22 protein-coding genes are annotated in these 26,084 nt (G+C 38.3%); 11 read left to right on the forward strand and 11 right to left on the reverse strand.

Features of this window, described 5'->3' with window-relative positions:
- Nucleotides 1-22 precede the first annotated feature (22 nt).
- Together I6E82_RS07540 and I6E82_RS07545 are read left to right on the forward strand one after the other, a co-directional pair.
- Entirely contained in the window at nucleotides 23-325 is a 303-nt protein-coding gene (locus I6E82_RS07540; RefSeq protein WP_002961433.1) for a DUF6172 family protein, read from the forward strand.
- Nucleotides 326-518: 193 nt separating this feature from the next.
- Nucleotides 519-1,436: a GGDEF domain-containing response regulator gene (locus tag I6E82_RS07545; protein ID WP_024598317.1), complete on the forward strand. Its 918-nt coding sequence runs from the start codon at nucleotides 519-521 to the stop codon at nucleotides 1,434-1,436.
- Between the two features lie 74 nt (nucleotides 1,437-1,510).
- On the opposite strand, the gene I6E82_RS07550 is transcribed toward I6E82_RS07545, so the two are convergent.
- The 3 genes from I6E82_RS07550 to I6E82_RS07560 all read right to left on the reverse strand — a co-directional run bounded on the left by I6E82_RS07550 (nucleotide 1,511) and on the right by I6E82_RS07560 (nucleotide 3,226).
- Complete coding sequence (locus I6E82_RS07550; protein ID WP_010555087.1) at nucleotides 1,511-1,990, reverse strand: YchJ family protein; 480 nt, start codon at nucleotides 1,988-1,990, stop codon at nucleotides 1,511-1,513.
- 38 nt (nucleotides 1,991-2,028) lie between these two features.
- Nucleotides 2,029-2,463 (reverse strand): SulA-like leucine-rich domain-containing protein, encoded by a 435-nt coding sequence (locus tag I6E82_RS07555; protein WP_007583705.1) that lies wholly within the window; start codon nucleotides 2,461-2,463, stop codon nucleotides 2,029-2,031.
- Nucleotides 2,464-2,761: 298 nt separating this feature from the next.
- Nucleotides 2,762-3,226, reverse strand: a complete 465-nt coding sequence (locus I6E82_RS07560; protein ID WP_007583707.1) for a tetratricopeptide repeat protein — start codon at nucleotides 3,224-3,226, stop codon at nucleotides 2,762-2,764.
- Nucleotides 3,227-3,344: 118 nt separating this feature from the next.
- On the opposite strand from I6E82_RS07560, the gene I6E82_RS07565 reads away from it, so the two are divergent.
- Entirely contained in the window at nucleotides 3,345-4,637 is a 1,293-nt protein-coding gene (locus I6E82_RS07565; protein ID WP_197117390.1) for an NCS2 family permease, read from the forward strand.
- Between the two features lie 75 nt (nucleotides 4,638-4,712).
- Here I6E82_RS07565 and I6E82_RS07570 read toward each other — a convergent pair whose 3' ends face one another.
- Nucleotides 4,713-5,471, reverse strand: a complete 759-nt coding sequence (locus I6E82_RS07570) for a hypothetical protein (protein WP_007583833.1) — start codon at nucleotides 5,469-5,471, stop codon at nucleotides 4,713-4,715.
- Between the two features lie 324 nt (nucleotides 5,472-5,795).
- Here I6E82_RS07570 and cysB point away from each other — a divergent pair, with 324 nt between their 5' ends.
- A complete protein-coding gene (gene cysB, locus I6E82_RS07575) occupies nucleotides 5,796-6,773 on the forward strand; it encodes an HTH-type transcriptional regulator CysB (RefSeq protein WP_002961670.1) in 978 nt (325 codons plus the stop codon).
- A 77-nt stretch (nucleotides 6,774-6,850) separates the two neighbouring features.
- Here the strand turns inward: cysB and I6E82_RS07580 are convergent, their stop codons facing one another.
- The 3 genes from I6E82_RS07580 to pabB all read right to left on the reverse strand — a co-directional run bounded on the left by I6E82_RS07580 (nucleotide 6,851) and on the right by pabB (nucleotide 10,271).
- On the reverse strand, nucleotides 6,851-8,227 hold the full coding sequence (locus tag I6E82_RS07580) for an L-serine ammonia-lyase (protein ID WP_010555091.1): 1,377 nt from the start codon (nucleotides 8,225-8,227) through the stop codon (nucleotides 6,851-6,853).
- 103 nt (nucleotides 8,228-8,330) lie between these two features.
- Nucleotides 8,331-8,906 (reverse strand): NUDIX hydrolase, encoded by a 576-nt coding sequence (locus tag I6E82_RS07585; RefSeq protein WP_033026841.1) that lies wholly within the window; start codon nucleotides 8,904-8,906, stop codon nucleotides 8,331-8,333.
- Nucleotides 8,907-8,912: 6 nt separating this feature from the next.
- Entirely contained in the window at nucleotides 8,913-10,271 is a 1,359-nt protein-coding gene (gene pabB, locus I6E82_RS07590; RefSeq protein ID WP_197117392.1) for an aminodeoxychorismate synthase component I, read from the reverse strand.
- 155 nt (nucleotides 10,272-10,426) lie between these two features.
- Between pabB and I6E82_RS07595 the strand changes: the two genes are divergently transcribed.
- The 5 genes from I6E82_RS07595 to I6E82_RS07615 all read left to right on the forward strand — a co-directional run bounded on the left by I6E82_RS07595 (nucleotide 10,427) and on the right by I6E82_RS07615 (nucleotide 18,474).
- Nucleotides 10,427-11,953 (forward strand): fumarate hydratase, encoded by a 1,527-nt coding sequence (locus I6E82_RS07595; RefSeq protein ID WP_007583843.1) that lies wholly within the window; start codon nucleotides 10,427-10,429, stop codon nucleotides 11,951-11,953.
- A 427-nt stretch (nucleotides 11,954-12,380) separates the two neighbouring features.
- Entirely contained in the window at nucleotides 12,381-13,421 is a 1,041-nt protein-coding gene (locus tag I6E82_RS07600; protein WP_197117394.1) for a Leu/Phe/Val dehydrogenase, read from the forward strand.
- A 129-nt stretch (nucleotides 13,422-13,550) separates the two neighbouring features.
- On the forward strand, nucleotides 13,551-14,189 hold the full coding sequence (locus I6E82_RS07605; RefSeq protein WP_197117724.1) for a chloramphenicol acetyltransferase: 639 nt from the start codon (nucleotides 13,551-13,553) through the stop codon (nucleotides 14,187-14,189).
- Between the two features lie 175 nt (nucleotides 14,190-14,364).
- Nucleotides 14,365-15,189: a M90 family metallopeptidase gene (locus I6E82_RS07610; protein ID WP_197117396.1), complete on the forward strand. Its 825-nt coding sequence runs from the start codon at nucleotides 14,365-14,367 to the stop codon at nucleotides 15,187-15,189.
- A gap of 105 nt (nucleotides 15,190-15,294) precedes the next feature.
- Nucleotides 15,295-18,474, forward strand: a complete 3,180-nt coding sequence (locus tag I6E82_RS07615) for an amidohydrolase family protein (protein WP_197117398.1) — start codon at nucleotides 15,295-15,297, stop codon at nucleotides 18,472-18,474.
- A gap of 199 nt (nucleotides 18,475-18,673) precedes the next feature.
- On the opposite strand, the gene I6E82_RS07620 is transcribed toward I6E82_RS07615, so the two are convergent.
- Nucleotides 18,674-19,015: a hypothetical protein gene (locus I6E82_RS07620; protein ID WP_002961684.1), complete on the reverse strand. Its 342-nt coding sequence runs from the start codon at nucleotides 19,013-19,015 to the stop codon at nucleotides 18,674-18,676.
- A gap of 150 nt (nucleotides 19,016-19,165) precedes the next feature.
- Between I6E82_RS07620 and I6E82_RS07625 the strand changes: the two genes are divergently transcribed.
- Nucleotides 19,166-19,918, forward strand: coding sequence for a Nif3-like dinuclear metal center hexameric protein (locus I6E82_RS07625; RefSeq protein WP_010555099.1), 753 nt, complete (start codon nucleotides 19,166-19,168; stop codon nucleotides 19,916-19,918).
- Nucleotides 19,919-19,999: 81 nt separating this feature from the next.
- On the opposite strand, the gene I6E82_RS07630 is transcribed toward I6E82_RS07625, so the two are convergent.
- The 3 genes from I6E82_RS07630 to I6E82_RS07640 all read right to left on the reverse strand — a co-directional run bounded on the left by I6E82_RS07630 (nucleotide 20,000) and on the right by I6E82_RS07640 (nucleotide 24,487).
- Nucleotides 20,000-20,764, reverse strand: coding sequence for a YdcF family protein (locus tag I6E82_RS07630; RefSeq protein WP_197111518.1), 765 nt, complete (start codon nucleotides 20,762-20,764; stop codon nucleotides 20,000-20,002).
- Nucleotides 20,765-20,818: 54 nt separating this feature from the next.
- Complete coding sequence (locus tag I6E82_RS07635; protein ID WP_002961689.1) at nucleotides 20,819-21,706, reverse strand: LysR family transcriptional regulator; 888 nt, start codon at nucleotides 21,704-21,706, stop codon at nucleotides 20,819-20,821.
- 411 nt (nucleotides 21,707-22,117) lie between these two features.
- Nucleotides 22,118-24,487, reverse strand: a complete 2,370-nt coding sequence (locus tag I6E82_RS07640; RefSeq protein WP_024598327.1) for a GGDEF domain-containing protein — start codon at nucleotides 24,485-24,487, stop codon at nucleotides 22,118-22,120.
- A 290-nt stretch (nucleotides 24,488-24,777) separates the two neighbouring features.
- Here I6E82_RS07640 and pyrC point away from each other — a divergent pair, with 290 nt between their 5' ends.
- Nucleotides 24,778-25,830 (forward strand): dihydroorotase, encoded by a 1,053-nt coding sequence (gene pyrC / locus I6E82_RS07645; protein WP_197117401.1) that lies wholly within the window; start codon nucleotides 24,778-24,780, stop codon nucleotides 25,828-25,830.
- Nucleotides 25,831-26,084: the final 254 nt, after the last annotated feature.

Raw genomic sequence — 26,084 nt, forward strand, 5'->3', positions numbered from 1 at the left:
AACCAAGGTAATTAGGAACGTAATGAAGAAAACATTCACGCTAAATCACGAGAAAATCAAATACCCTCGTATGGTTGATGCTGCAAAGCACGAAGTGAAAAAATATTTGAAAAGAGAGCGTAATAAAACGCTACCTGAAGATGCTGACTATTGGGCATTTGACTGTAAGTTTGGTAACACAGCTGAAGATGCGCAAGTTGTGCATGTTGCTGAATTAAGTAACCAAATTGGCGAAATTGAAAAGCAAGGTTTGACCTCTTTCTATGTAGAGATTTTAGCTCGACCTGCTCAACGTCAACAGTTAGATTTAGATGATGACGAATAACACTTAATTTAATTAAGTGTTCGAAGTTTTAAAATGAGCCCAAGTGGCTCATTTTTTGTTTTTATGCATTAAAGATTCACCATAAATCATTTTTATTAGTAACTAATAAGTAGAATTTTAATTTATTAACATTTGCATAACAAAATATAGTGATATAGGGTGTGTTTAATTAAAAAAACAAAACAGTTGTACCATGCCTATAAATTACTCTGACCACCAATTGAAATTAAGCTTAAAGAGCTCTAAGGTACTTGTCGTTGACGATCAGCTATTAAGCTTAATTGTATTAAAAAAAATATTATCAGAGCATTTTAGTGTAACAACAACGAGCTGTGGTGAGGATGCGATTGAAATTTGTAAACATAATCCGCCAGATATAATACTACTCGATATTAATATGGAAGGAATGAGTGGTATTGAAACATGTCTAAAATTAAAAAATATATCTGAAACACAAGATATCCCCGTTATTTTTGTAACCTCATCTGAAAATCAAGAAGAAGAGTGCTGGGAAGCCGGAGCTGTAGATTTTATAAAGAAACCAACTAACTCGGAAACTTTATATAGAAGAGTGCGCGCCCATATTACGATGAAACTTCAACATGACTTACTCAATCAAAAAGTATTTCTAGATGATTTAACAAAGGTATTCAATCGTCGTTATTTTGATGCGCATTTTTCTAAAATGGAACGAAGCGCCTTACGAGAAAAAGTCGACTATGCACTATTACTCATCGATATAGACTACTTTAAGCAATACAACGATCTTTATGGTCATGTGCAAGGCGATACGGTTTTAAACCTTGTTGCACAAACTATTACTAATAGTTTGCAAAGGCCAACCGATTTTGTTGCGCGTTACGGCGGCGAAGAGTTTGTAGTTGTTCTACCGCATACAAGCACTGAAGGTGCAATTTGTGTTGCTGATAAAATTAAACAAAATGTGGTCGATTTAGGAATATTACACAGATATTCAGAATATGACTTTGTTACTATTAGTATTGGCGGTGCAACCCTACAACCGTATGTAAATAACAAAAACACCTTGCAGATCGCAGATGAAAAAATGTATGAGTCCAAAATGCAAGGTCGTAACCAAGTGTGTTTTTAAGTTTAGCTAGCTAATAAATCACTTTGCCACTTAAAAACACCTTGTAGGTGATAAATATTAAATAAGATTATTTATTACACGCTATGACATTTTTTGTACTTTTTATTGCTACCACATGGGCAGTCATCATTTCTGCCCACTTTAATATCTTCAACAGGATATATAGTGCCATCTAAATAACGCCATTGAGTGTTTTCTTTAATAAACTGCGATTTTTCGTGAAGCTCACAAAATAAGTTTTGATAAAAATATTGGGCTTTAAATTCTACAGTGCCGGTATCGCCATCATGGCTTGACCCAATTACATCAAGATTTATAAATCGACAGCTGTTAGCAAAATCATTGATTTCTTTAACCGGATTTTCAGCTTGTTTTTCTTTTGCGTAGGTTTGATAAACATATTCTGCATTTTTAATAACATAAGCACTGAATCGTGAGCGCATAAGTTGTTCAGGAGAGTCAGCTTGCTTAACAGATAAGTGAAGCGGCTCGCAGCAATCGGCATAATTGTGCCCACTGCTGCAAAAACATAATGTGGTATTGAGTGAAGTCATAATAATAATACAAAGTCTAAAACATTAGTTTAACAAGCTTATTGGGCGAGTGATATCTCTGTTGTTTGAGACTTTTTAGTAAAACAGTATAGTTTTGTATTCGTTTTACTTAAATCGAATGATAAATTCGTAAGTAGTTGGTTATTAACTATATCGGTCCAGGTAATTACCGCTGCAAAGTTCCCGTTATGTAATGCAGAATTTAATACATACTCTAAATTTACTAAGTGCTTTTGTCTAATAACAAGTAATTTACTTGTATCAATAGAGCATGAGTCAAGTAAAGCTTTGCTAGGTACATGATCTGGAGCAATTAGTAACGTCCATGCATTAGAGCTATTGTATTGGTGTAATACTTTTAAAAGCTCAAAGGTCGCTGAAATTTCATCTTCAATTTGAATCAAATTCACGCAATCGCTTTGCTCATCTTGTTGGTAACTTTTAACTGTTCTTACGGTAATAGGCTGTAACATAGGTTCACTCACTGGGTTTTTATACAGTATTCATATACAGTAGTTTATACAGTGCTTTCGTGCAAGCCTTTTATGCTATTTATTTGTACAGTTATTCAGCTTTTGATCATTATTTTTATTTTTTTAATTTATAATTCTTTATTAATCAGGTTGTTATAGGGTTGTTTTTGAGAAGGTATTCTAAAAATAAATTTTTGCGTAGTGTCTTCATTTTGGGGTTTTATACTGTATAGGATTATCTTTGTAACCATATACAGTATTTTTTAACACTGCATACAGTACTTCTGCCATAGTTAGCTTATGTGTTTTCACTCGTGCGAGGGATCATATGAGAAAACTGGAGTTGGTGAATTTGTTCGTACAAACTTGCCGCATAACATTGAGCATCTTTAAATCGCTTAGTTTCGATATGTTTGCGTATATCTGTAACCGCTGCAGTGGCAGGGGCGTACCCTTGGCTACTTGCTAAGCTTAACCAAGCTACAGCATGAAATACACTTTGTGGCACGCCTTCACCTTTCACAAAAAATAAACCTAAATAAAACTGTGCTCTATGGTTTCCCGCCATTGCAGCAAGTCGCATCCATTTTGCAGCCAATGGAGCTTGATTATTTTTTAAATAATATAGGGCTTTATTTAACGTACTTTGCTCATCTTTTTTATTATCAACGGGCACAGAGGTATTTTCGGGTTGAGTAACAAAACCTAAAATATTATCTAGCTGTTGCTCTAAGTCTTGCTCACAAGGTGTTGTTTTAAGCATATTGGTTCATTTATTATTTTAACCACTTTAACAGTTTAGTATATAGCAAGGTAAAATGTCCTGTAAAAGATAATTTTTATGTTAAAATCTCGCCACTTTTTACTATCACAAGTTTATTATGTTCGAAGCCTTATTTAAACTGAGCGAAAATAATTCAACAGTTAAACGCGAATGCGTTGCTGGCCTAACTACCTTTATAACTATGGTATACATTGTATTTGTAAACCCGGCTATGCTCGCAGAGGCTGGGATGGATCAAGGGGCTGCATTTGTAGCGACATGTATAGCAGCTGCGATAGGCTGTTTTATAATGGGTTTATGGGCTAATTATCCATTAGCATTAGCGCCTGGTATGGGGCTAAATGCCTTTTTTACGTATGGTGTCGTATTAGGAATGGGTTATACCTGGCAAGCCGCCTTAGGGGCTGTATTTATGTCGGGTTGTATATTTTTGTTTTTAAGCTTATTTAAAGTCAGAGAGTGGATTATTAATGCCATACCTCTGGTGCTCAAGCGAGCAATCGCAACGGGTATAGGTGCTTTTTTAGCATTAATTGCCCTTAAAAATGCAGGCATTATTGTCTCAAGCCCGGCAACATTAGTGCAGTTGGGCGACATTACTTCTCCAGGACCGTTATTGGCTATATTAAGCTTTTTTGTAATTGCAGCGCTTCTATACCGCGATTTTAAAAGTGGCGTGCTTATTAGTATTTTATTAGTGACTGGCATTGCTTTAAGTTTGGGGCTTGTTGAATATCACGGTGTTATGGCTACGCCACCATCAATAATGCCTACTTTTATGCAGCTAGATTTTGCAGCCGCTTTTGATATATCAATGATGAGTGTTATTTTTGCTTTCTTGTTTGTCGATCTTTTTGATACTTCGGGTACATTAGTTGCGGTAACTCAAAAAGCAGGTTTAGCTGATGAAAAAGGTAACATGCCTCGTTTAGGGCGCGCATTAAGTGCTGACAGCTCAGCAACAATTGCAGGTGCGATGCTAGGTACGTCTACGACTACATCGTATATAGAATCGGTTGCTGGTGTATCTGTTGGCGGACGTACTGGCTTAACAGCTGTAGTTGTAGGCATTTGCTTTTTACTAATGATGTTTTTTGCACCGCTTGCACAAATGGTACCGGCTTATGCTACGGCAGGCGCTATTTTATATGTCGCTGTTCTGATGCTGCAAAATTTAAAGTTTGTAAACTGGGATGATATGACCGATGCAATTCCTGTTACTGTGGTATTACTAATGACACCATTAACGTTTTCGATTGCGCACGGTATTGCACTTGGTTTTATATCTTATACGGCGGTTAAAGTCTTGTGCGGTAAGCAAGATCAAGTCAGTATTAGTGTTTGGATATTAACAGCCTTGTTTGTTTTCAAGTTTGCATTTTTGTCTTAATAGCTAATAAAAAACACAAAAAAGCCTGCACAAATTTTAATTTGTGCAGGCTTTTTTAATGCTTTTATAAAAGCACTACCATTTCTTTTTAGGAGCAAACAGTATATCTAAGTCGTCTTGCTCTTCTTCTGTTTTCTTTTTAAGTGCGCTTGCATTAGAAGCTCGCAGTTCAACACTAATTGCCTCTAAGTAACCCTCAACTTCTAGCCGTTTTGTTGTTACATATTCGTCAGAGTAGGTAACTGCGCTGAGTGTTGCCTGCGCTTTTTCAAAATACTGTCTTGCAGAACCAACCATACTGGCTGAGCGGGCAGATAGGCCCCGTTTTATTTGGCTTTCAATATTAATACGCAGTTGTAGTTTTTCGAGACGTTTATCTTCAAGAACAAAAACTTGGCTATCAATACGACCTTTGCTGTGTTCAGAGCGTAAAATTGAGCGTAATTTTTTAATGCCTTGAATTAGGCCTACAAGTTGTTTGTCATTACTCGGTAGCGTTAAAGCTTCACTGCTATTATCTTGAACTGGATTAGATAAGTGCGTTTTTGCTTCACTTAAGCGGCTTTTAAGTGCTTTAGATGTTTGCGAGTTAGTAACCATTGTATTTAAGGCTTCGTAAATACGGCGCTGTAATGTACGAATTAGATTTTCAGAAAGGGGGATGTTAGCACTATTCATTAGTGCCTCTTCTGTTTCTTCTATTATAGCTTTTTGTTTTGTAAGCTCTTTTCGGCGTTCTGCCTCTTGTTTTTCTTTGTGTTGCTGTACAGCACTTACCCAAAGTGCAATCACAATCAATGCAACTATAAGCACTATTATAATAGAAACGATCATGGTGTAATTCTCGGATATATAACCTAATTATTTAATCTTACATTAAATATACGTTAACAGGGTAGCTTTGCGCCGATTAACTTAAAAAATATACCAAAAAATTGATAGGTTGAGCTCTTTATAAACTGCAGTAAGCCTAAGGGCTTATAAACTAAAGCTGAATAATCATCGCTACCTGAAGCATATTTATTATGCTAGCCTTGAGCTCTAATCAGATAATTGCACACCTAAAGACCTAAAGTGCTATTTTACGTAAATAACACTTGGTTTTAAGCGGTATTGCCTTTATAAATAATATGAATAATAACGTTAAAATTTGCAGCCATGAAATTACAACAACTCAGATACATCGTAGAAGTACAAAATCATAAATTAAATGTTTCAGCGACTGCTGAGAGTTTATTTACCTCGCAGCCAGGAATTTCTAAACAAGTACGCATGTTAGAAGATGAGTTGGGTGTGCAAATTTTTGGTCGCAGTGGTAAACATTTAACGCATGTAACCGGTGCCGGCGAAGATATTATTAATATTTCTCGTGAAATACTCTCTAAGGTAGAAGGTATTAAAGCCGTTGCTAATGAGCATACGCTACCTGATCAAGGTAAGCTAAATATTGCTACAACACATACCCAAGCTCGTTATGCTTTGCCTAACGTAATTCAAGGGTTTATGAAAAAATACCCTGCGGTATCGCTTCATATGCACCAAGGTACTCCACAGCAAATATCGGATGCTGCAGCACGCGGTGATGCCGATTTTGCTATTGCAACAGAAGCACTGCATTTGTATTCAGATTTAGTTATGCTGCCTTGCTACCATTGGAATCGCAGTATTGTTGTCGCTAAAGACCATCCGTTGGCTAAAAAGGCAAATAGTTTAACCGTTGCTGATATTGCTCAATATCCACTCATTACATATGTATTTGGTTTTACGGGCCGCTCAGAGTTAGATAAAGCGTTTAGCGCACACGGGCTTGAACCACACATTGTATTTACCGCAACCGATGCTGATGTTATAAAAACATACGTACGACTGGGTTTAGGAGTTGGTGTTGTTGCTTCAATGGCGATAGATCAAGTAAGCGATACCGATTTAGTGTGTATTGATGCAAGCCACTTATTTGAAGCTAGTACGACCAAAATTGGTTTTAGAAAGGGCAGCTTTTTGCGTACTTATATGTATGATTTTATCGAACGTTTTGCACCGCACTTAACTAAAGAGCGAGTAGAGCGAGCAAGCTTATTACGTAACCAAGATGACGTAGATAAGTTATTTGCAGATATAGAGTTACCCGTTAAATAATGTCACTACATTAAACGAATAATAAAAAAGCCGCCTATTTTAAAAATAGGCGGCTTTTTCTTTTTATAGCGAGCTGATTAACATTCGATAATATTAACAGCCAATCCACCGCGAGCGGTTTCTTTATATTTAGTTTTCATATCGTTACCAGTTTCAAGCATGGTTTTAATCACTTTATCAAGCGATACCTTTTGCTCGCCACTGCCACGTATAGCTAAACGTGAAGCGTTAATTGCTTTAATAGCGCCCATTGCATTACGTTCGATACACGGTACTTGTACTAAGCCACCAACAGGGTCGCACGTTAGGCCTAAATTATGTTCCATACCAATTTCTGCTGCGTTTTCTACTTGCACAACATTGCCACCAACAATTTCTGTTAATGCGCCTGCAGCCATAGAGCACGCAACGCCGACTTCACCTTGGCAACCTACTTCGGCACCCGATATAGAGGCATTCTTTTTATATAAAATACCAATAGCAGCAGCGGTTAATAAATAACGCGTGGCTATATCGCGGTCTACTTCTTTCACAAATGTGTGATAGTACATAAGCACAGCCGGTAAAATACCCGCAGCACCATTAGTTGGTGCGGTAACTACACGGCCACCTGCAGCGTTTTCTTCGTTTACGGCAAGGGCAAATAAATCAACCCAGTCCATTGCACGAAGCGGGTCGTTACTGACCTCTATATTTAGTTTTAAGTATAAGCTGGGCGCACGGCGTTTTACTTTTAAGCCGCCAGGTAAAATACCTTCGGTGCGCATACCACGGTCAATACAAGCCATCATTACTTTCCAAATATGGAACAATGTGTCTTTTACTTCGTCTTCAGTGCGCAGTGTTTTTTCGTTTTTCATCATCAAGGTAGAAACACTAAACCCAGACTCTTTACACATCTCTAGTAGTTCTTTTGCGCTACCAAATGGGAAGGGGGCTGGATTTTCTTCTCTAATATCGAGGGCTGCCTGTTTTTCGTTTTCAAACTCTTCGTCGGTAACAATGAAGCCACCGCCAATAGAGTAATATACTTTGCTGTAAACTTTTTCGCCGTTGTTTGAGGCGATAATTTCCATTGCATTAGAATGCTTAGGCAGTGTTTTACGACGATGAAAAACAATAGCACCTTGTTTTGGAAACTTAGCTTTGTGTGTTTTGTTTAGATAAATAACCTGATCTTTTTCGATGGTTGCTAAAATGTCGTCGACTAAATCGGCATCAATTGTTTCAGGATCGTAACCGGCTAAACCAAGAATTACGGCTTTACCCGAGCCATGGCCAACACCTGTTTGACCAAGAGAGCCATAAAGCTCTACTTTAATATCGGTAACATTTGCTAATAATTGTTGTTCTTGTAGGTCATTAACAAATAAGCGTGATGCGCGCATTGGGCCAACGGTGTGTGATGACGAAGGGCCAATACCAATGCTAAACATATCAAATGCACTGATCATAATGTGTGTGTCTCTACTTTGTTTTATCAGCACGAAGCTGCTCTTTGAACGGTCGAGCATGATAACGTGGAATTGTGATTGTGTAACTACTAATAACGAAGATTTAAACTGGTAAGGCGAGTTGTTTTGTAAAGTTTTTTATAATGCTTGCAGTCGCACCCCAAAGTAAACCATGCGGCGTTTTAAAACCTTGCAAAATAACCGTTTTCCCAAATCGTTGAAAAGGTAAGGGTTGCCAGTTAGCTTCGTTATTTAACTCAGTGACAGAGAGCAAAAAGCTCGCTTGTACTTCATTATAGTCATTTTCCCAGGTGGTGTCTTTTTTGAGTAAACCTACATAGGGGCTAATACTAAAACCCGTTAAGGTTGAATACTCAGGTAAGTGACCTAATACATTAACGTTGCTTTGGGCAATATTTAGCTCTTCTTTTAGTTCGCGAAGGGCTGTGGTGCGAAGGGTAATGTCGCTTACTTCAAACTTACCTCCGGGCAAACAAATCTCCCCAGGGTGATGGTGTAAATAAGTAGGGCGTTTACACAGTAAAATATGTGCATGGTTATCTATATCAATAATTGGCAGCATAACCGCGCTAGCGCGTTTTTTACGTGTGTCTTTTAATTGATTTGGCGCAGCTGTAGGGCTTAACAGAAAACGCGCCATAATGTGCTCACTATTCAAAGCGACCTACTGTTTTAGTAAAGGAAGAATTTTATTTACTTTATCGTATGTTTCTTGATATTCCAATTCGACTTTAGAATCAGCTACGATTCCGCCACCTGCCCAACAGTAAATTTGTTGTTGGTGACATACCAAAGTGCGAATCGTAATACTCGTATCCATATTGCCACAGGCACTTAAATAACCAATTGAGCCACAATAAATGCTGCGGCGATGCGGCTCTAATTCTTCAATTATTTCCATCGCTCTAATTTTGGGCGCACCGGTGATTGAGCCACCCGGAAAAGCCGCTTTTAGCTGATCGACCGCTGTTTTACCTTCATCAAGTTCTGAGGTTACCGTGCTTACTAAATGATGCACTGCCGGAAAGCTTTCAATAGCAAAAAGGGAAGGGACGTGAACGCTGCCAGGTTTTGCCACTTTGCCTAAGTCGTTACGCAGTAAATCAACAATCATTACATTTTCAGCGCGATCTTTAGCTGATGCTGCGAGTATTTTCGCTTGGCGTTGATCCTCTAGTGCATCTGCTTTTCGCGGCAGTGTGCCTTTAATTGGCTTGGTTTCTACAACGTTATTGTTTACAGATATAAAGCGCTCAGGAGAAATTGATAAAATAGCCCCTTGAGGGTGATTTATAAAGCTTGAAAACGGCGCTTTATTTGCCTCACGCAGTTTAATATAAGCTGCCCAAGGGGAGCCTTCAAACTGAGCGTTAAAGCGCTGCGCTAAATTAATTTGGTAACAATCGCCACTTTTTAAATACTCCTCAATTTGGGCAAACTTTGCAGCGTATTCCGTTTCGCTCATATTTGATTGCCAGTCGCTATTTAGGGCAAAGGACTGTGTATTAACTTGGGAGTTAACGTGTGTATTTAAATATTGTTGATAAAGCGCTAATCGATCGGTGTTTGGCTGCGATACATAAAACCAGCTTTGTTGCTGCTTGTCGTAAATAAGGGCATCTAAGTAAAGGCCAATAGCCATTTGGGGAAGGTTAATGTCTTCGATAGCACGAGTGGGGATGTTTTCAATTGTACGGCCTAGGTCGTAGCCAAAGTAGCCAAGCCAGCCGCCGTTAAAGGGTAAATCGTAACCGGCTTTTGTTTTATCAAGATGCGAAAGCTCATTATTAATAATTTCAAAGCAGTTATCACTACTTTCTATATTATTTAAAAAGCTTTTATTATTTTTTACTTCAAGGGTACTTTGCGGCTCAATGGCAATAATATCAAAACGGCTGTTTATATGATTACTATTTGCAGAATCTAATAGAATTGCATAAGGCAAATGTGAAAAATGCGCAAAAACGTCAATGCAGTTTTGTGTTATGCCTAATTTAATACAATTTTTTTTATTGTTTAGCATTTACTGCCCCTTTAAGAACTGGCTCGAAACGGGCTGGGAGGGTATCATAAGTCAAATTTTTTGGCAGCACTAAGCTGTAAAAAACAGTGCAAACCACCGTCACCGGTTTGATTTAGATTACGCGACAACGCGTAACGGTAACTTAAGGAACCACTATGAGTACAATTTGTCAGCAAGACTTTATTGATAGCATTGAAGATGCATTGCAATATATTTCGTTCTATCACCCACTTGATTTTGTTCAAGCTCTCGAAAAAGCTTACAACAAAGAACAAAGTAAAGCGGCTAAAGACGCCATTGCACAAATTTTAATTAACTCACGCATGTCGGCTGAAGGCAAGCGTCCACTTTGCCAAGATACCGGTATTATTACCTGTTTTGTTAAAGTAGGTATGGATGTTAAGTGGGATAAAACAGATTTAACCGTTCAACAAATGGTTGATGAAGGTACTCGTCGTGCATATTTGAATCCAGATAACCCTTTACGTGCATCTATTGTTGCAGACCCTGCTGGCACGCGTAAAAACACGAAAGATAATACGCCTTCGGTTGTGCATATTGATTTAGTAGCGGGTGGTAAAGTAGAAGTAATGGTTGCGGCTAAAGGCGGCGGCTCTGAAAACAAAAGTAAAATGGTTATGTTAAACCCGTCAGATGATGTTGCTGAATGGGTAGAAAAAACACTACCAACAATGGGTGCTGGTTGGTGTCCGCCAGGCATGCTAGGAATAGGTATTGGTGGTACGGCTGAAAAAGCGGCAGTAATGGCTAAAGAGTCGTTAATGGACCCGGTTGATATCCATGAACTAATGGAGCGCGGCGCAGAAACGACTGAAGAAAAGCTACGTTTAGAAATTTTTGACCGTGCTAATAAATTAGGTATTGGCGCACAAGGCTTAGGCGGTTTAACAACGGTTGTTGATGTTAAAATTAAAACAGCACCAACGCATGCAGCTTCAAAACCTGTAGTAATGATCCCTAACTGTGCGGCAACTCGCCATGTACATTTTACACTTGACGGTTCTGGCCCTGCTAATTTAAAAGCACCTAAGCTAGAAGATTGGCCACAAGTAACATTTGAAGTGGGCGAAGGCACACGTCGCGTTGACTTAAATACACTGACTAAAAAAGATGTTCAAGAATGGAAAATGGGTGAAACTGTTTTACTTTCGGGCACTATTTTAACAGGTCGTGATGCAGCGCATAAACGTCTGCAAGATATGATCAATTCAGGTGAAGGTTTACCAAAAGGCGTAGACTTTGATAATAAATTTATTTATTACGTAGGCCCTGTGGATGCGGTACGTGATGAAGCAGTAGGTCCTGCAGGCCCTACAACGGCAACTCGCATGGATAAATTTACCGATATGATGCTAGAAAAAACAGGCATTGTAGGCATGATTGGTAAAGCTGAACGTGGACCTGCAACTGTTGAGTCTATTAAAGAGCATAAATCTGTTTATTTAATGGCTGTAGGCGGCGCAGCTTACTTAGTATCTAAAGCGATTAAAAAAGCACGCGTAGTTGCTTTTGAAGATTTAGGTATGGAAGCTATTTATGAATTTGAAGTAGAAGATATGCCAGTGACCGTTGCAGTAGACAGTGAAGGCGCTAATGCGCATACACAAGGTCCTGCGATCTGGAAAGCTAAAATAGAAGAGCTTGATAGTAAACTAAAATAACGTAAGTTATGCTTTTAAAAGCGAGCCTAGTGCTCGCTTTTTTGTTTTTTTAAATAGAGTCATTACCAAGTTTACAGCTCTGACCAGTTTGCGAAAAAGCTCACTTTTTACTGAAAACCTATAGGCAGCAGTACGTGGCGGGCAAGCAGCACTTGTATATTAAACTTTACACACAATAGTTGTGTTACGTTCACGTAAACGTAAGTTGGTGTGGTTGTTCTATTTATAGTTTTTAAAACTTACAAACAACGATTTTGTGAATTTTTTATCTATATAAAAGTTTTAATCCGGTTATTTAATTTAAGCTTGATGTTTTCATTGGTTTTATCTTCTGTGAGTATAGCGAACTCGAATATGAAGTGATAAAGTCTCGGCAATTTCCAGCGCGCATACCCTCTCACGGGTTAACTATTTCGGAGTATTTTAAGTGGCTGTGTTTAATCGAGTTGAATTTGATAACCATGAACAAGTGGTTTTTTGTTCTGATGAAGAGTCGGGTTTAAAAGCAATTATTGCTGTACATAATACCAACCTAGGTCCTGCAGTTGGCGGATGTAGAATGTGGGATTATGCGAACGACGAAGATGCTGTTTACGACGTGCTACGTTTATCAAAGGGCATGACTTATAAAAATGCAGTTGCGCGCTTACCATTTGGTGGTGGTAAATCTGTAATTATAGGTAACGCGAAAGAAATTAAATCTGAGCAATTATTCCGTGCATTTGGCCGCCAGTTAGAGCGATTAAATGGCAGCTATTACTCAGCAGAAGATGTAAACATCACATGTGCTGATGTAGCTATTATGAATAAAGAAACTAATTACGTACTGGGTCTTGAAGGTAAAAGTGGTAACCCATCGCCATTTACAGCATACGGTACGTTTTTAGGAATTAAAGCAGCGCTACAGCATCAACGTGGTCATCAAAATTTTGCAGGTGTGAAAGTGGCTGTTCAAGGTTTAGGTGCTGTTGCATATGGTTTATGTAAGCATTTAGCCGATGCGGGCGCTGAGTTGTTTGTAACTGACATTAACCAAGCTGCAATTGATCGCGTAGTTAATGATTTTGGCGCGACTGCGGTTGGCATTGATGAAATTTACGACTTAGATGTTGATGTTTATGCACCGTGTGCATTAGGTGCAACTATTAACGATTTAACGATACCGCGTTTAAAAGCGACTATTATTGCAGGCTGTGCTAATAATCAGCTGGCAGAGTCTCGCCACGGTGAAGTTATTCGTGAAAAAGGCATTTTATATGCACCAGATTACGTAATTAACGCTGGTGGTATTATTAATGTTTATTACGAAACAGCGCCAGAAGGTTACAGTGCAGCAGCGTCTAATAAACATGTTAAAGGTATTTTTAATACGTTAACGGAAATCTTTGCCCGAAGCGAAAAAGAGCAAAAATCAACGCATTTAATTGCTGACGAATTAGCACAAGAGATCATTAAAAACGGTCTGTAAATTAAGGGGTGTTGATCTTTGTGGATTTAACCTTGAAAGATCAACAGACCCTAATGCAATTATTACTGAACAGCGGTACACTTTATTTTTAATTTTGTGCGGCAAATTATGACTCCCTCAACTTCTCTCATGCAGCCTATCGATTTAGATAATTGGCCTAGAAAGCAACACTTTGAATTATTTAAACACTTTTCTCAGCCTTATTTTAATGTGTGTGTGCGTTTAGATGCTCAAGCACTTTACGACTATTGCAAAACCAATCAATTTTCTTTTTTTCAAGCATATGTATATTGCACCTTAAAAGCGTGCCATGAGTACGATTCAATAATGCTACGTATAATAGATAATCAACCATGGTTACTTAATAGTGTTCGCGCAAGTGTGGTTGAGTTGTCTGAAAACGATACGTTTGTTTTTAGTTATTTTAACAGCACAGGCGAGTTTAAAGAGTTTGCAAATCATGCAAGTGACGTAAGCAAAAAAGCGAAATTACAGCCGTTATTTTCTGATGCATTTGCTCAAACAGAAGGGCAGGCCGACTTAATTCATATATCTGTCTTGCCGTGGCTGAATTTTAGTGCGTTTTCGCATGCATTTAGTGAAGGGGAGAGTTTAGGCATTCCTAAATTTGTATTTGGTCAGTTTGATAAACACACAGGTACAATGCCTTTAGCTATCGATGTACACCACTCATTAATGGATGGTTTGCACGTAGCGAAATTTATAAACACATTGCAGGGTACATTTGACTCCTTTTGCAAAGGTTAACTATAAACACGTCATTTACCAGCAGTGCAAAGTAGTAATTAACCTGAACTCTGGATAATAAATCTATAAGCAATGCGATGTGAGTTACTTTATATTCAAATACATAACCTTATATGCTTGAAAAGCACGTGTGCTGGACATATTTATACACCATACCTTAGCTCAGGAAATCCCCATGATAAATGGACTGTTAATTGTTGTTTTAATTCTTTTTGTGGTGATTTTCTGGCGTTGGCCATCAATTCAAAACCGATTATGGCGCAGTAAATATAAAGACTTTGCTTTAAATTCGCAGCAAAAAGATATTTTACTGCGTTGCATGCCCATCTATAAAAAAATGACCGACGCTGACAGAGAAAAATTAGAGCGACATATTACGTGGTTTTTAAACGAAAAACGCTTTGTCGGTTGTGATGGCTTAAAGCTAACGTCTGCAATGAAGTTAATTGTTGCCGCCGATGCGTGTGTATTAGTGCTTAATAAACCGTGGCCGTTATATAGAAATGTAAAAGAAATTTTATTATACCCAAGTGCTTATTACGCTGCGCAATCAACTCGCGATAGTGCAGGGCTTGTGAGTTACCATAATACGGTAAGACTAGGCGAGTCATGGCCTGGCGGCACACTCGTTTTAAGCTGGCATGATGTGCTTGAGGGTAATCGTTTACCAAGCGATGGACATAACCTGGTATTTCATGAGTTTGCGCATCAACTCGATCAAGAAACAGGTAAAACAACGGGTACGCCCATTTTAAAAAGCTCAGCAGATTACAAAGAGTGGGGCCGAGTATTTAGCCGCGCCTTCACCCAGTTAAAAAGCCATGTTGCCTATAGCATGCCGCATGTTATTCACAGCTATGGTGCGACTAACGAAGCTGAGTTTTTTGCTGTACTCACCGAAACCTTCCTCGAAAAACCCGCAGAGCTTCGCCGATACGATCCTGAAATTTATAGTATGCTAGTTAATTACTATCAATTTGACCCTATTGTTTGGCATTAAACCTACATAAACCGCGCTTTATCATATAACGCTGGCAAGTTGCGTTTGTTTTTGTTGCAATCATGTGAAATAGTTTTTACTGCAACAATAACAAGCGAGAAACGCATGAAAAAAATGCTTCATACAGTATTGGCGCTGTCGGTGTCATTAGCGATAGGGCAGGTAAATGCCGCTGAAAAAGACGAACAAAAATGGCAAGTAGATTCACCTAAGGGGAAATTTGTTGACGCTGCAATTAGCGTTGAGCAGGGCACATGGATGAATATAGATATTAGCCCTGATGGTAAAACCGTGGTGTTTGACTTACTTGGCGATATTTACACTATGCCAATGAGTGGTGGTACAGCTACAAAGCTCACCTCTGATATTGCATGGCAAATGCAACCACGCTTTAGTCCTAACGGCAAAAGTATTGCGTTTACCTCCGACCAAGGTGGTGGCGATAACATTTGGATAATGGACTTAAATGGCGAAAACCAACACGCTGTTACCGATGAAACCTTTAGATTACTAAATAGTCCTGCATGGAGTCCTGATGGCGACTACTTAGTTGCGCGTAAACACTTTACAGCTAGCCGCTCATTGGGAGCAGGTGAAGTGTGGTTGTATCACAAAGCGGGTGGCAAGGGCGTACAGCTTACAAAACGCGAGAACGATCAAAAAGATTTAGGTGAGCCAATGTTTTCACCTGATGGTCGTTATGTATACTTTTCGCATGATGCAACACCCGGTAAAACCTTTCATTATTCAAAAGATTCTGTAGCGGGTATTTATAAAATTAAGCGCTACGACCGCGAAACGGGTGAAATTGAAACTGTAATCGATACGATGGGCGGTGCTATTAGGCCTACACCATCACCAGATGGTAAAAAGCTTGCTTATATAAAGCGTGATGATTTTCAAACTAGCTTGTATTTATATGACTTAACTAGCGGTGAGCACACTAAGCTTTACGATAAGCTTGAGCGAGATATGCAAGAAACATGGGCTATTCATGGTGTATACCCAACTATTGCATGGACACCCGATAACGAAGAGTTAGTATTTTGGGCTGGTGGTACAATTCACAAGCTAGATGTTGCAGACAAATCCGTTAAAACCATTCCTTTTAAAGTGCAAACTACTAAAAAAATTCAAAAAGCAGTGCGCTTTGCACAAAACTTAGATACTGATGAATTTGATGTAAAAATGCTGCGTAATGTGCAAGTAAGCCCAGATGGCGAAACGGCAATTTTTGAAGCGCTTGGGCATATTTATAAACGTGATTTAGAGTCGGGTAAAATTAAGCGTTTAACAAAGCAAACTGATCATTACGAATTATTTCCACAGTACTCTCGCGATGGTAAAAAAATAGTTTACACCACATGGGATGATAACAAACAAGGGTCTGTAAGAGTGGTTTCTGCGCGCAGTGGTCGTGGCGATACAATTACTAAAGAGCCTGGGAAATATGTAGAGCCTACGTTTAGTCCAGATGGGAAAACGGTTGTTTATCGAAAAGCCACGGGGGGCAGTATTTTAAACCCTAAATGGTCACTTAACCCTGGTATATATGGCGTAAGCGCAAAAGGGGGTAAAAGTGAGTTTATTTCAAAAAGTGGTTATCAACCACAATTTGGAGATGCAAACGATCGCGTTTTTATAATGAGTCCTTGGCCAAAACCAACGCTAAGTGTAGTTGAGCTTGAAAGTAAAAAAGTTCGTAAACTGTACGAGTCAGAACATGCGACAGAATTTAGAGTATCACCAGATGGGCAATATCTCGCTTTTGCTGAGCGATTTAAAGTATTTGTAACACCGTTTGTTCAAAGTGGTAAAACAATTAATATTGGGCCTAAAGATAGTCAATTCCCAATAGAGCAGTTATCGGTACGTGCTGGTGAAAACATTAGTTGGAGCGCTAAGAGCAACACGCTTTATTGGACATTAGGGCCTGAGCTTTATCATGCAAGCCTTGAGGGGATGTTTGCTATTAACAAAGCCGAAGATGCCGACTTTAAAGTGAAAAGTGGCGATAATATCGGTTTCAGTAAAAAAATGGCAGAGCCTAAAGGTATGATTGCGCTTACTGGTGCAAAAATTATAACTATGGACGGCGAAAAGGTTATTGAAAATGGTGTAATTATCACTGATGGTAAGCATATTAAAGCAATTGGTACAGCCAGCGATATAAGCATTCCTAAAGGTGCTGAGGTTATTGATGTAACAGGTAAAACTATTATGCCTGGTATTGTTGATGCTCATGCACATGGCTCGCAAGCAAGTGACGAAATTATACCTGAGCAAAACTGGAAAAACTTTGCAGGTTTAGCGCTAGGTGTTACTACAATTCACGATCCATCAAACGATACCTCAGAAATATTTACCGCAAGCGAAATGCAAAAGGCAGGCATGATTGTTGGCCCGCGTATTTTCTCAACCGGTACTATTTTATATGGCGCAAATATGCCAGGTTATACGTCGCATATTGACTCGTTAGACGATGCTAAATTTCATTTAGAGCGCCTTAAAAAAGTAGGGGCGTTTAGTGTTAAATCGTATAACCAGCCACGCCGAGAGCAGCGCCAACAAGTTATTGAAGCAGGCCGGATGCTTGAAATGATGGTTGTCCCTGAAGGTGGCTCATTATTACAACATAACTTAAGTATGATTGTAGATGGACACACAGGTATCGAGCATTCAATCCCTGTAGAGCACATATACGACGATATAAAGCAGTTATGGTCGCAAAGTGATGTTGGCTATACACCAACACTTGTAGTGGCTTATGGTGGCATTTGGGGTGAGAACTACTGGTACGATAAAACTGATGTATGGAATCATCCGCGTTTAAGTAAATTTGTGCCAAAAAATCAATTATTACCACGCTCTATGCGCCGCATTAAAGCGCCCGATCATCACTATAATCACTTTAATAACGCACGCGTTGCTGCTGAACTGCAAGACCTAGGTGTATTAGTTAACTTAGGTGCACACGGTCAGCGTGAAGGCTTAGGTGCACACTGGGAGATGTGGATGTTTGCACAAGGCGGAATGACACCGCTTGAGGCTATACGTGCATCAACACTCGATCCGGCTAAGTATTTAGGGCTTGATAAAAACGTAGGCTCCCTTGAAGTGGGCAAACTGGCAGATTTAATGGTTATAGATGGCGATCCGCTTAAAAACATTCGAGATTCGGATAAAGTAGATTACACCATGATCAATGGTCGCTTATTCAATGCCGAAACAATGAATGAAGTAGGTAAAAAAGAACGCGAACCACTTTACTTCGAAAAGTTATAATTTATTTTGATCTTTTGAAAGCGGCTACATAGCCGCTTTTTTTAGTCTTACTCAACTTATAAGGCTCTATTTTTTTGATTAAATGGTGCAATTAAGGTTGGAAGACGATAATTAATATAATTTTTAGATATTTTTTAGCAAATCGCGCACATAAAAAAACCGCTTAAACGCGGTTTCTTTTAAAAATCATAAATGTTGATTAAACAACACCGCGCGGTAAGCGACAGTCATGATCTTTACGAGCTAAAATTACAATCCAAAGTTCTTCCGCTGTGTAACCTTCTTCGTTTTCGGTAACGACAGTGAATGGCGCTTTTTTCTGTGCTTTAACAGGCGCAGCTGCTTTTGGTTTTTTCGTTTTAGTTGTTTTACCAGAGTTTAACTTTTTAGTAAGCTCTGCTACGTCAGCTAGGCGTAAATTTTTACCGCCATCAATGCTGTACCAACCAGGTTTAGTTGTGATTTCAGGTTTTTTACCATTGGCAGTTTCGTACGCTGCTTCAAAGGCAGATAACACTTCTGTTTTGTCTAGTTTGCTCATCAGAGACCCTATACGTTGTGAACACAGATAAAGAAGAGGTATTTATACCTATTTTAAAACAGTTTTTCAATTTTTTGCGATTTTCCTTCCATTTTAGGGCTATAAACGCCAAAATTTGCACAAAATTCAGTGCTAAGTAAGGTAAGTTATATGCAACGTAGAGAATTTAACCAACTCCTAAATGACATTTTAAAACCTCAATTAATTAAAGATTTTTGCCCAAATGGCTTACAAGTTGAAGGTAAAAACGAAATTAAAAAAATTGTGACGGGTGTAACCGCAAGTCAAGCATTAATAGATGCTGCCATTGAGCAACAAGCAGATGCTATTTTAGTTCACCATGGATTTTTTTGGAAAGGGGAATCCCAACCAATAACGGGAATGAAAAAGCGTCGTATAGGTGCGTTATTAGCACACGATATTAATTTATTTGGCTATCACTTACCACTCGATATTCATCCAGCAGTTGGCAATAACGCGCAACTTGCAAAGTTATTGGATATTGAAATTGAAACAGGGCTAGAGCCAACTTCAAATAGCGTAGCAATGAAAGGGCGTTTAAAAACACCATTAAGTGGTGAAGATTTTGCAGATAAAATTGCAAAAGTGCTAAATCGAACCCCACTCACAAGTTTAGTACGTTCAACAAAAATTGAAACCATTGCACTGTGCACCGGTGGTGGGCAAGGGTATATTGATTTAGCTGCAGAGCAAGGCATTGATGCTTATTTAACGGGTGAGGCATCGGAGCAAACAATTCATAGTTCTCGTGAGCAAAACATTGATTTTTTTGCTGCAGGGCATCATGCAACAGAGCGCTATGGTGTAAAAGCTCTGGGTGAGTTACTTGCTCAAGAGCATGGTTTTGATGTGACATTTATAGATATAGATAACCCAGTTTAACTAGGCTATCTATTAGTTAACCTGAACGCTACTTGAGATAGATTTTATTATCCAGAGTTCAGGTTAGTTAGACGAAATGAGTTACAGCGCCTCTGGATCTATCCAGCGGCGCAAACTTATCCATGTGTTTCCTACTACTTCGTGACTGTATTGCGTAACCACAAGTAAGGCATGAGCATTGGGAATAAACTGTTTGCTCCATGGAAGTGCAGCAAAATTATGATAATCAGTGGCTGCGGTTATGACTTCAATACCTTGAGCATTAAATAAGTCTTTTGCGCGTGGCATGTGCAGTACAGATGTTACTAGTGCAACTTTAAAGTCGACTAATTTTGATGCCAGTAACTTAGCTTCTTCACCTGTATCCATTGCTTTTGGGTTTTGGGATATACGACTCTTATTAACGCCTAAACTAATTGCCGTTTGATACATAAGCCCGCTATTAGTGATATTTTGATAACCCCCGCCTGACACTATAAGCTCTGCATTAGGGTAGTGCTTTGCTAGCTTTACACCTTCTACTAAGCGCGTTAGTGCACAATTACCTAGTTGATTATTAGCACTGAGTGCAGGATTTGGGTTTATATCGCAACCTAGTACAACTATTTTGTCTATTTTTGGATGCTTTAGGGTATTAAATGCAAGCGACGCAGGTTCATTATTTTGGATAATTAAATTGGCGATAAAGGGTGTGCTCAATGCAAGTAATACAATTAAGCTTAAAGTAGATAAGAAGAGAGCTGATTTGCGGCCTTTAAATGCGAGTAGGAGCATCAGGCACGCAAATAAACCAAATAGAGGCAGTGGCATAAGTAAGCCACCAATCATTTTTTTAATAACAAACATAAGAGTTAAACGCTGTAGGGTTAATTACAGCGATATTACTCATTATATTGATGATTATCGACCGTTATTTAGCTTACACGTATTTAAAAAGTGACGATAAACAGGGTTATCTTTCATGTCTTTTTTCATCGCTAAATACATAGGACGAGTAAGGCCAAGAGCGCCCAAAGGAATTGATTTAATTAAGCCTTGGCTTTCATAAGGTGTAACTAGCCAATCAGGTAAAGCGGCAACGCCCATGCCGGCACTTACTAGTTGAAAAATAAGTAATCCTTGGTCAACCGTTTTTAACGTACCGTCAAAACGTGCATTTTGAATGAAATGCTTAAATATATCTTGGCGTTCACGCGGGATAGGGTATGAAATAATAGTTTCGTTTTTTAAATCAAGCGCTGTTACATACGCTTTTTTAGCAAGTTCATGATCCGGTGCCACAATAAGCTTCAATTTAAAATCAAATAAGTGCGCGTACTCTAATGTGTCGGGTTCACGTATGTCAGATGTTAAAACTAAATCGAGCTCATCGCTTAGTAAGTCAGGAATAGCGTCGTAACTAAAGCCGCGCTCGTAATCAATTTTTATATCAGGCCAAAAGTTATTAAATTCTTTAATAGTAGGCAACAACCAATGAAAACATGCATGGCATTCCACACTTAAACGCAGTTGAGAAATAGGCTGATTTAAGCTTTCTTTCAAACGGCATTTTGTCGCTTCCATTTTTGGTAATATTTCGTGAGCTAACTCAAGTAATAGCATTCCCTGAGGGGTAAAGCGGACTGGTTGAGTTTTACGCTCAAATAATTGGCAATCTAATTTATTCTCTAAATCTTTGATTTGATGAGATAAAGCAGACTGTGTTAAAAATAACTCTCGTGCTGTATTAACCAAAGATCCTGTTTCTTTTAGGGTTGCTATGGTTTTTAAATGTTTAATACCAATCATCTTTAAAAATTCTCATGGGAAAAGTGAGTTCAGCTCAGATTAACCACATACTACGCCTATACAAAAAACGTTTCAACGTCTAGATGGCTAAAAGTTTGCGATTTATTGTGGTTTATTGCAGTTTGTTGCTATGAATCGCGAAAATATTAGAATTAGTAACGATAAAAGTCATTCAAAAACTGGTTTGATGAGTTTTAGATGAGTTTGCTTCATGTTGTATTTTAAGTATATCGATTGCGGTGTGCTTCACCTCAGTGTGAATTTTGACTATATAAATAACTGTGTGGGGGGGAATGGTTACTTTAGGTTGTGGTTTAAAAACTAAAGTCATTTTGCTTTTTAGCTTTAGTTTAGGTCAATGGATGAGTATATACGTAATACTTAAGCCAGCGACCTACTCGCTGGCTCTTTTTATAAGGGCTTATTAATAAGTAATATGGCTTCTTTGGCTGTGACCGGTTTTGACTTTAGAAAACCTTGGCCATAGTCGCACGCGGTCGATTGTAAAATGGCTAATTGTTCAAGTGTTTCTATCCCTTCAGCAACAACTTCAAGTTTTAATGATTGCGCAAGTGATAAAATGGCTTCAACAAGTGGGTTGGTGGAATCTTGTAGGTGGTCAATAAAGCTTTTATCTATTTTTAAAATATGAATAGGCAGTTGGTGCAAGTAGCCCAGTGCTGAATAACCCGTTCCAAAATCGTCAAGGCACAATTTTACTTTTAAAGGTGAAAGACCTTCTATTATTTGAGTGGCGAGTTCTAGATTTTCTATTAAGCCTGATTCGGTAATTTCTAAACATAAAGAACCCAGAGGTAATTGGTATTTATTATAAATAGAATGTATTTGCGCTACAAAATCGAGGCTTGCAAAATGTCGTGACGATACATTAACCGTTACTTTCAAAAAGCGATGACCTTGCTGGTGCCAATTAGAAATCTGCTGAGCGGCTAAATCAAGTAAATGTAAATCAAGATTTATAATTTGCCCTGTAGTTTCAGCTATCGGTATAAAGTCATTAGGTGGTACAAATCCTTTTTTAGGATGATGCCAGCGCACAAGTGCTTCAAATCCGATAACTTCACTTGTGGTAATTGTAAAAATTGGCTGAAAATAGAGTTCAAATTCGTTGTGTTCTATACCGTGTTGCAAGTCGTTTTCGATATCGGCATGGGTTTTAAGTTTTTTACGCATCGTGTTATTAAAAAACTTAACTTGTCCACGCCCGGTGGATTTTGCTTCATACATAGCAGCATCAGCTTGTTGCAGTAATATATAAGCTTTATCGTTTATGTTGTCGGTATAGGCAATACCAATACTAGTAGAAGCTTGAAGTAAGTGGCTATCTACATTTAGAGGTTTTGATAATGCGCTTTTAATTCTGTTTAAAGCTTCATTAACTTGGTTTTTATGTGTGATATTTTCCATAAATATAGCAAATTCATCACCGCCTAAACGAGCAAATGTATCGGTGCTTCGTACTGTACTTTTAATTAAGTCGCATATTTTTATAAGAAAATGGTCTCCGACTTCATGCCCTAGCGAATCATTTATACTTTTAAAACGATCAAAATCTAGATACAGCAGGGCATGGCTAGTACTTTTTTTAGCGCGCGTTAAACGTAAAATAGCATGCTTTATTCTCTCAATGAGTAATGAGCGGTTAGCAAGGCCGGTAAGCTCGTCATGCAATGCTTTATGCTCGAGCTCTTGTCGGGCTAGTTGTCTATCAATTGCCATACTTATTTGACGACTTACGTAAGTTAGAAGAGCGCTGTCGTGTTCGTTGTATTGCAGTGTTTTATCGTAGCTTTGTACAACAATAACACCGCTTATACGATCACTTGTTTTAAATGGAACACCCAACCAAGACTCTGATTGTCTACCTACCATTTTAAAATCACCGTTATCAATATGACTTTGAAAGGCATCTTTATTGAGTAATAAGGTTTGCTCTGTTTGCAGTAGGTAATATGAAGCAGTGTCTTTTAGCTGTTCTTTAGATATTTTTTGATGTGTTTTAGTGTTTATGCCTTCTTCGACTATATAAACAAGGTCAAGTATATCTACTTTTTTGTCATATAAAGCGATAAAAAAGTTATCAGCACGAAGTAAGTTATTGATAATTGAATGCAAGGCTTCAAAGAAGGTATCTAAGTCGTTAGCTTTGTAGGTTAGGTTAGCTATTTGTAATAAGCTATTTTCTAATTTTTGTGCGTTGTTAAGTTGCTCAACTGTTTTTTGTAAGTTATTTACCGTATTTACCTGGTTAATTTTAGCACTGAGTAAGTGGGCAACTGTTGTAAGAATTTCAAGGTGTGCGTTTGTAAAGTAGCCTTTAATAGGGTGCTCACAATCAATAACACCTAAAACTTGTTCTTTATATATAAGAGGGACGCATAGTTCTGATTGAGCAGGGCGCTCATCTGCGATATAACGGCTATCTTTTGTTACATCATCGATAACTACGGCTTTACCAGTTGTGGCTACAGCCCCAGTAATTCCTTCACTAAAACGTATTACTTTACGTTCGGCTTGATATTTATCACGGGCGTGAGCAATACCCATCGATGCAACTTGATTTAATGTATAAGCATTGTTATCGGCAAGGTAAATAACGCAATCAACAAATCCTAAACGGTTAACAACGTGCGTTGTAACATACTCAAATAGCTCGTCTAGTGTGTCTAGTTGCAATAAGCTTGATGAAAATTGATTAATTATACTCAGTTGATCAGTTTTTATCTCAAGTGCTCTTGAGGCATTATTTTTGTAAGACATAGGCAATTTATATTATTCTTTTTATTTTTAAATACGTAGCTAAGTTAACCTAATCTTGGATTTTGTACAAAATAAAGCGATGAGTGGTTTTAATTGGCTGTAAATTATTATGACGAATGACTTTAATTAATTGTAAGTAATAACAATAGCTAATCCCAATTGAATTGGAGTATTAAGCTTTAATTACACAACTCGGTAATGTCATCAACATATGCATTATTTTTAATAAAATCTTTACTCGAAAACATCATATGCCTATGATCGGATAAATTCAGCCTTGGAACAAAGTAATGACAAGCAATAATACAAACTCTGTAACAACCCTTACTATCACTCGCCCAGATGACTGGCATGTACATTTACGTGATGGCGACCAGCTAAAGGATACTGTACGAGACATTAGCAGATACATGGGTCGCGCTATTATTATGCCAAACCTTGTTCCGCCGGCAACATGTACTGATACCGCTCTTTCTTATCGAGAACGTATTATGGCAGCAGGCCCACAAGGTGCCTTTGAGCCTTTAATGGTACTTTACCTTACTGATAAAACGACACCAGATGAAATAAAGAAAGCAAAAGCAACGGGCAAAATAGTAGCTGCAAAGCTGTATCCTGCGGGCGCTACAACCAATTCTGATTCGGGTGTTACATCAGTCAAAAATATTTACCCGGTTTTAAAAGCAATGCAAGAAGTAGGTATGTTGCTGTTAGTACACGGAGAAGTTACTGATTCATCAATTGATATTTTTGACCGTGAAAAAGTATTTTTAGATACGATTTTAGGGGATGTGGTAAATGGCTTTCCTGAACTTAAAATTGTACTAGAGCATATTACAACTAAAGATGCAGTAGAGTTTGTAGTTAATGCACCTAGCAATGTAGCAGCAACAATTACAGCTCATCATTTGCTTTATAATCGTAATCATATGTTAGCGGGTGGAATTCGCCCACATTATTACTGTTTGCCAATCCTCAAACGTAACATTCACCAGCAAGCATTAATGGCCGCAGCTATAAGTGGAAATAAAAAGTTTTTCTTAGGAACTGATTCTGCACCACATTATAAAGATAAAAAAGAAGCTGCTTGTGGTTGTGCTGGTGCATATACGGCTCATGCCGCTATTGAGTTATACGCTGAAGCATTCGAAGACGCAGGAGCTTTGGACATGCTTGAAGGATTTGCAAGCCACTTTGGTCCTGACTTTTATGAGTTGCCGCGTAATGCCGATACAATAAGATTACAAAGAAAACCATGGGACGTACCTGCAAGTTATACCCTAGGCGACTCTGAAGTTGTGCCTATAAAAGCAGAAGATACTATTGATTGGTCTGTTAAATAGTTAATATTTTATATTTAAACCAAAAGCCGCTTAATTTTTAAAGCGGCTTTTTTGTTTGTATTTTTGATGTTATTGAAGCGTTATTTGACAGTATTGCTGTTGTAGACGGCTTTTATACGCGTTTATAGCAATATATATTACAATAATACTTTATAGTTTTTGCTTAGAAATTAGTCAGTTAAAGGCGATTTAAAACAAATTTATATTTTTAATAAATAATTCCCAATTAATAGAGCGAAAAAAAATATAATGTG

The organism is Pseudoalteromonas sp. NZS11 (genome assembly GCF_015864765.1).
GTDB classification, from domain to species: domain Bacteria; phylum Pseudomonadota; class Gammaproteobacteria; order Enterobacterales; family Alteromonadaceae; genus Pseudoalteromonas; species Pseudoalteromonas arctica.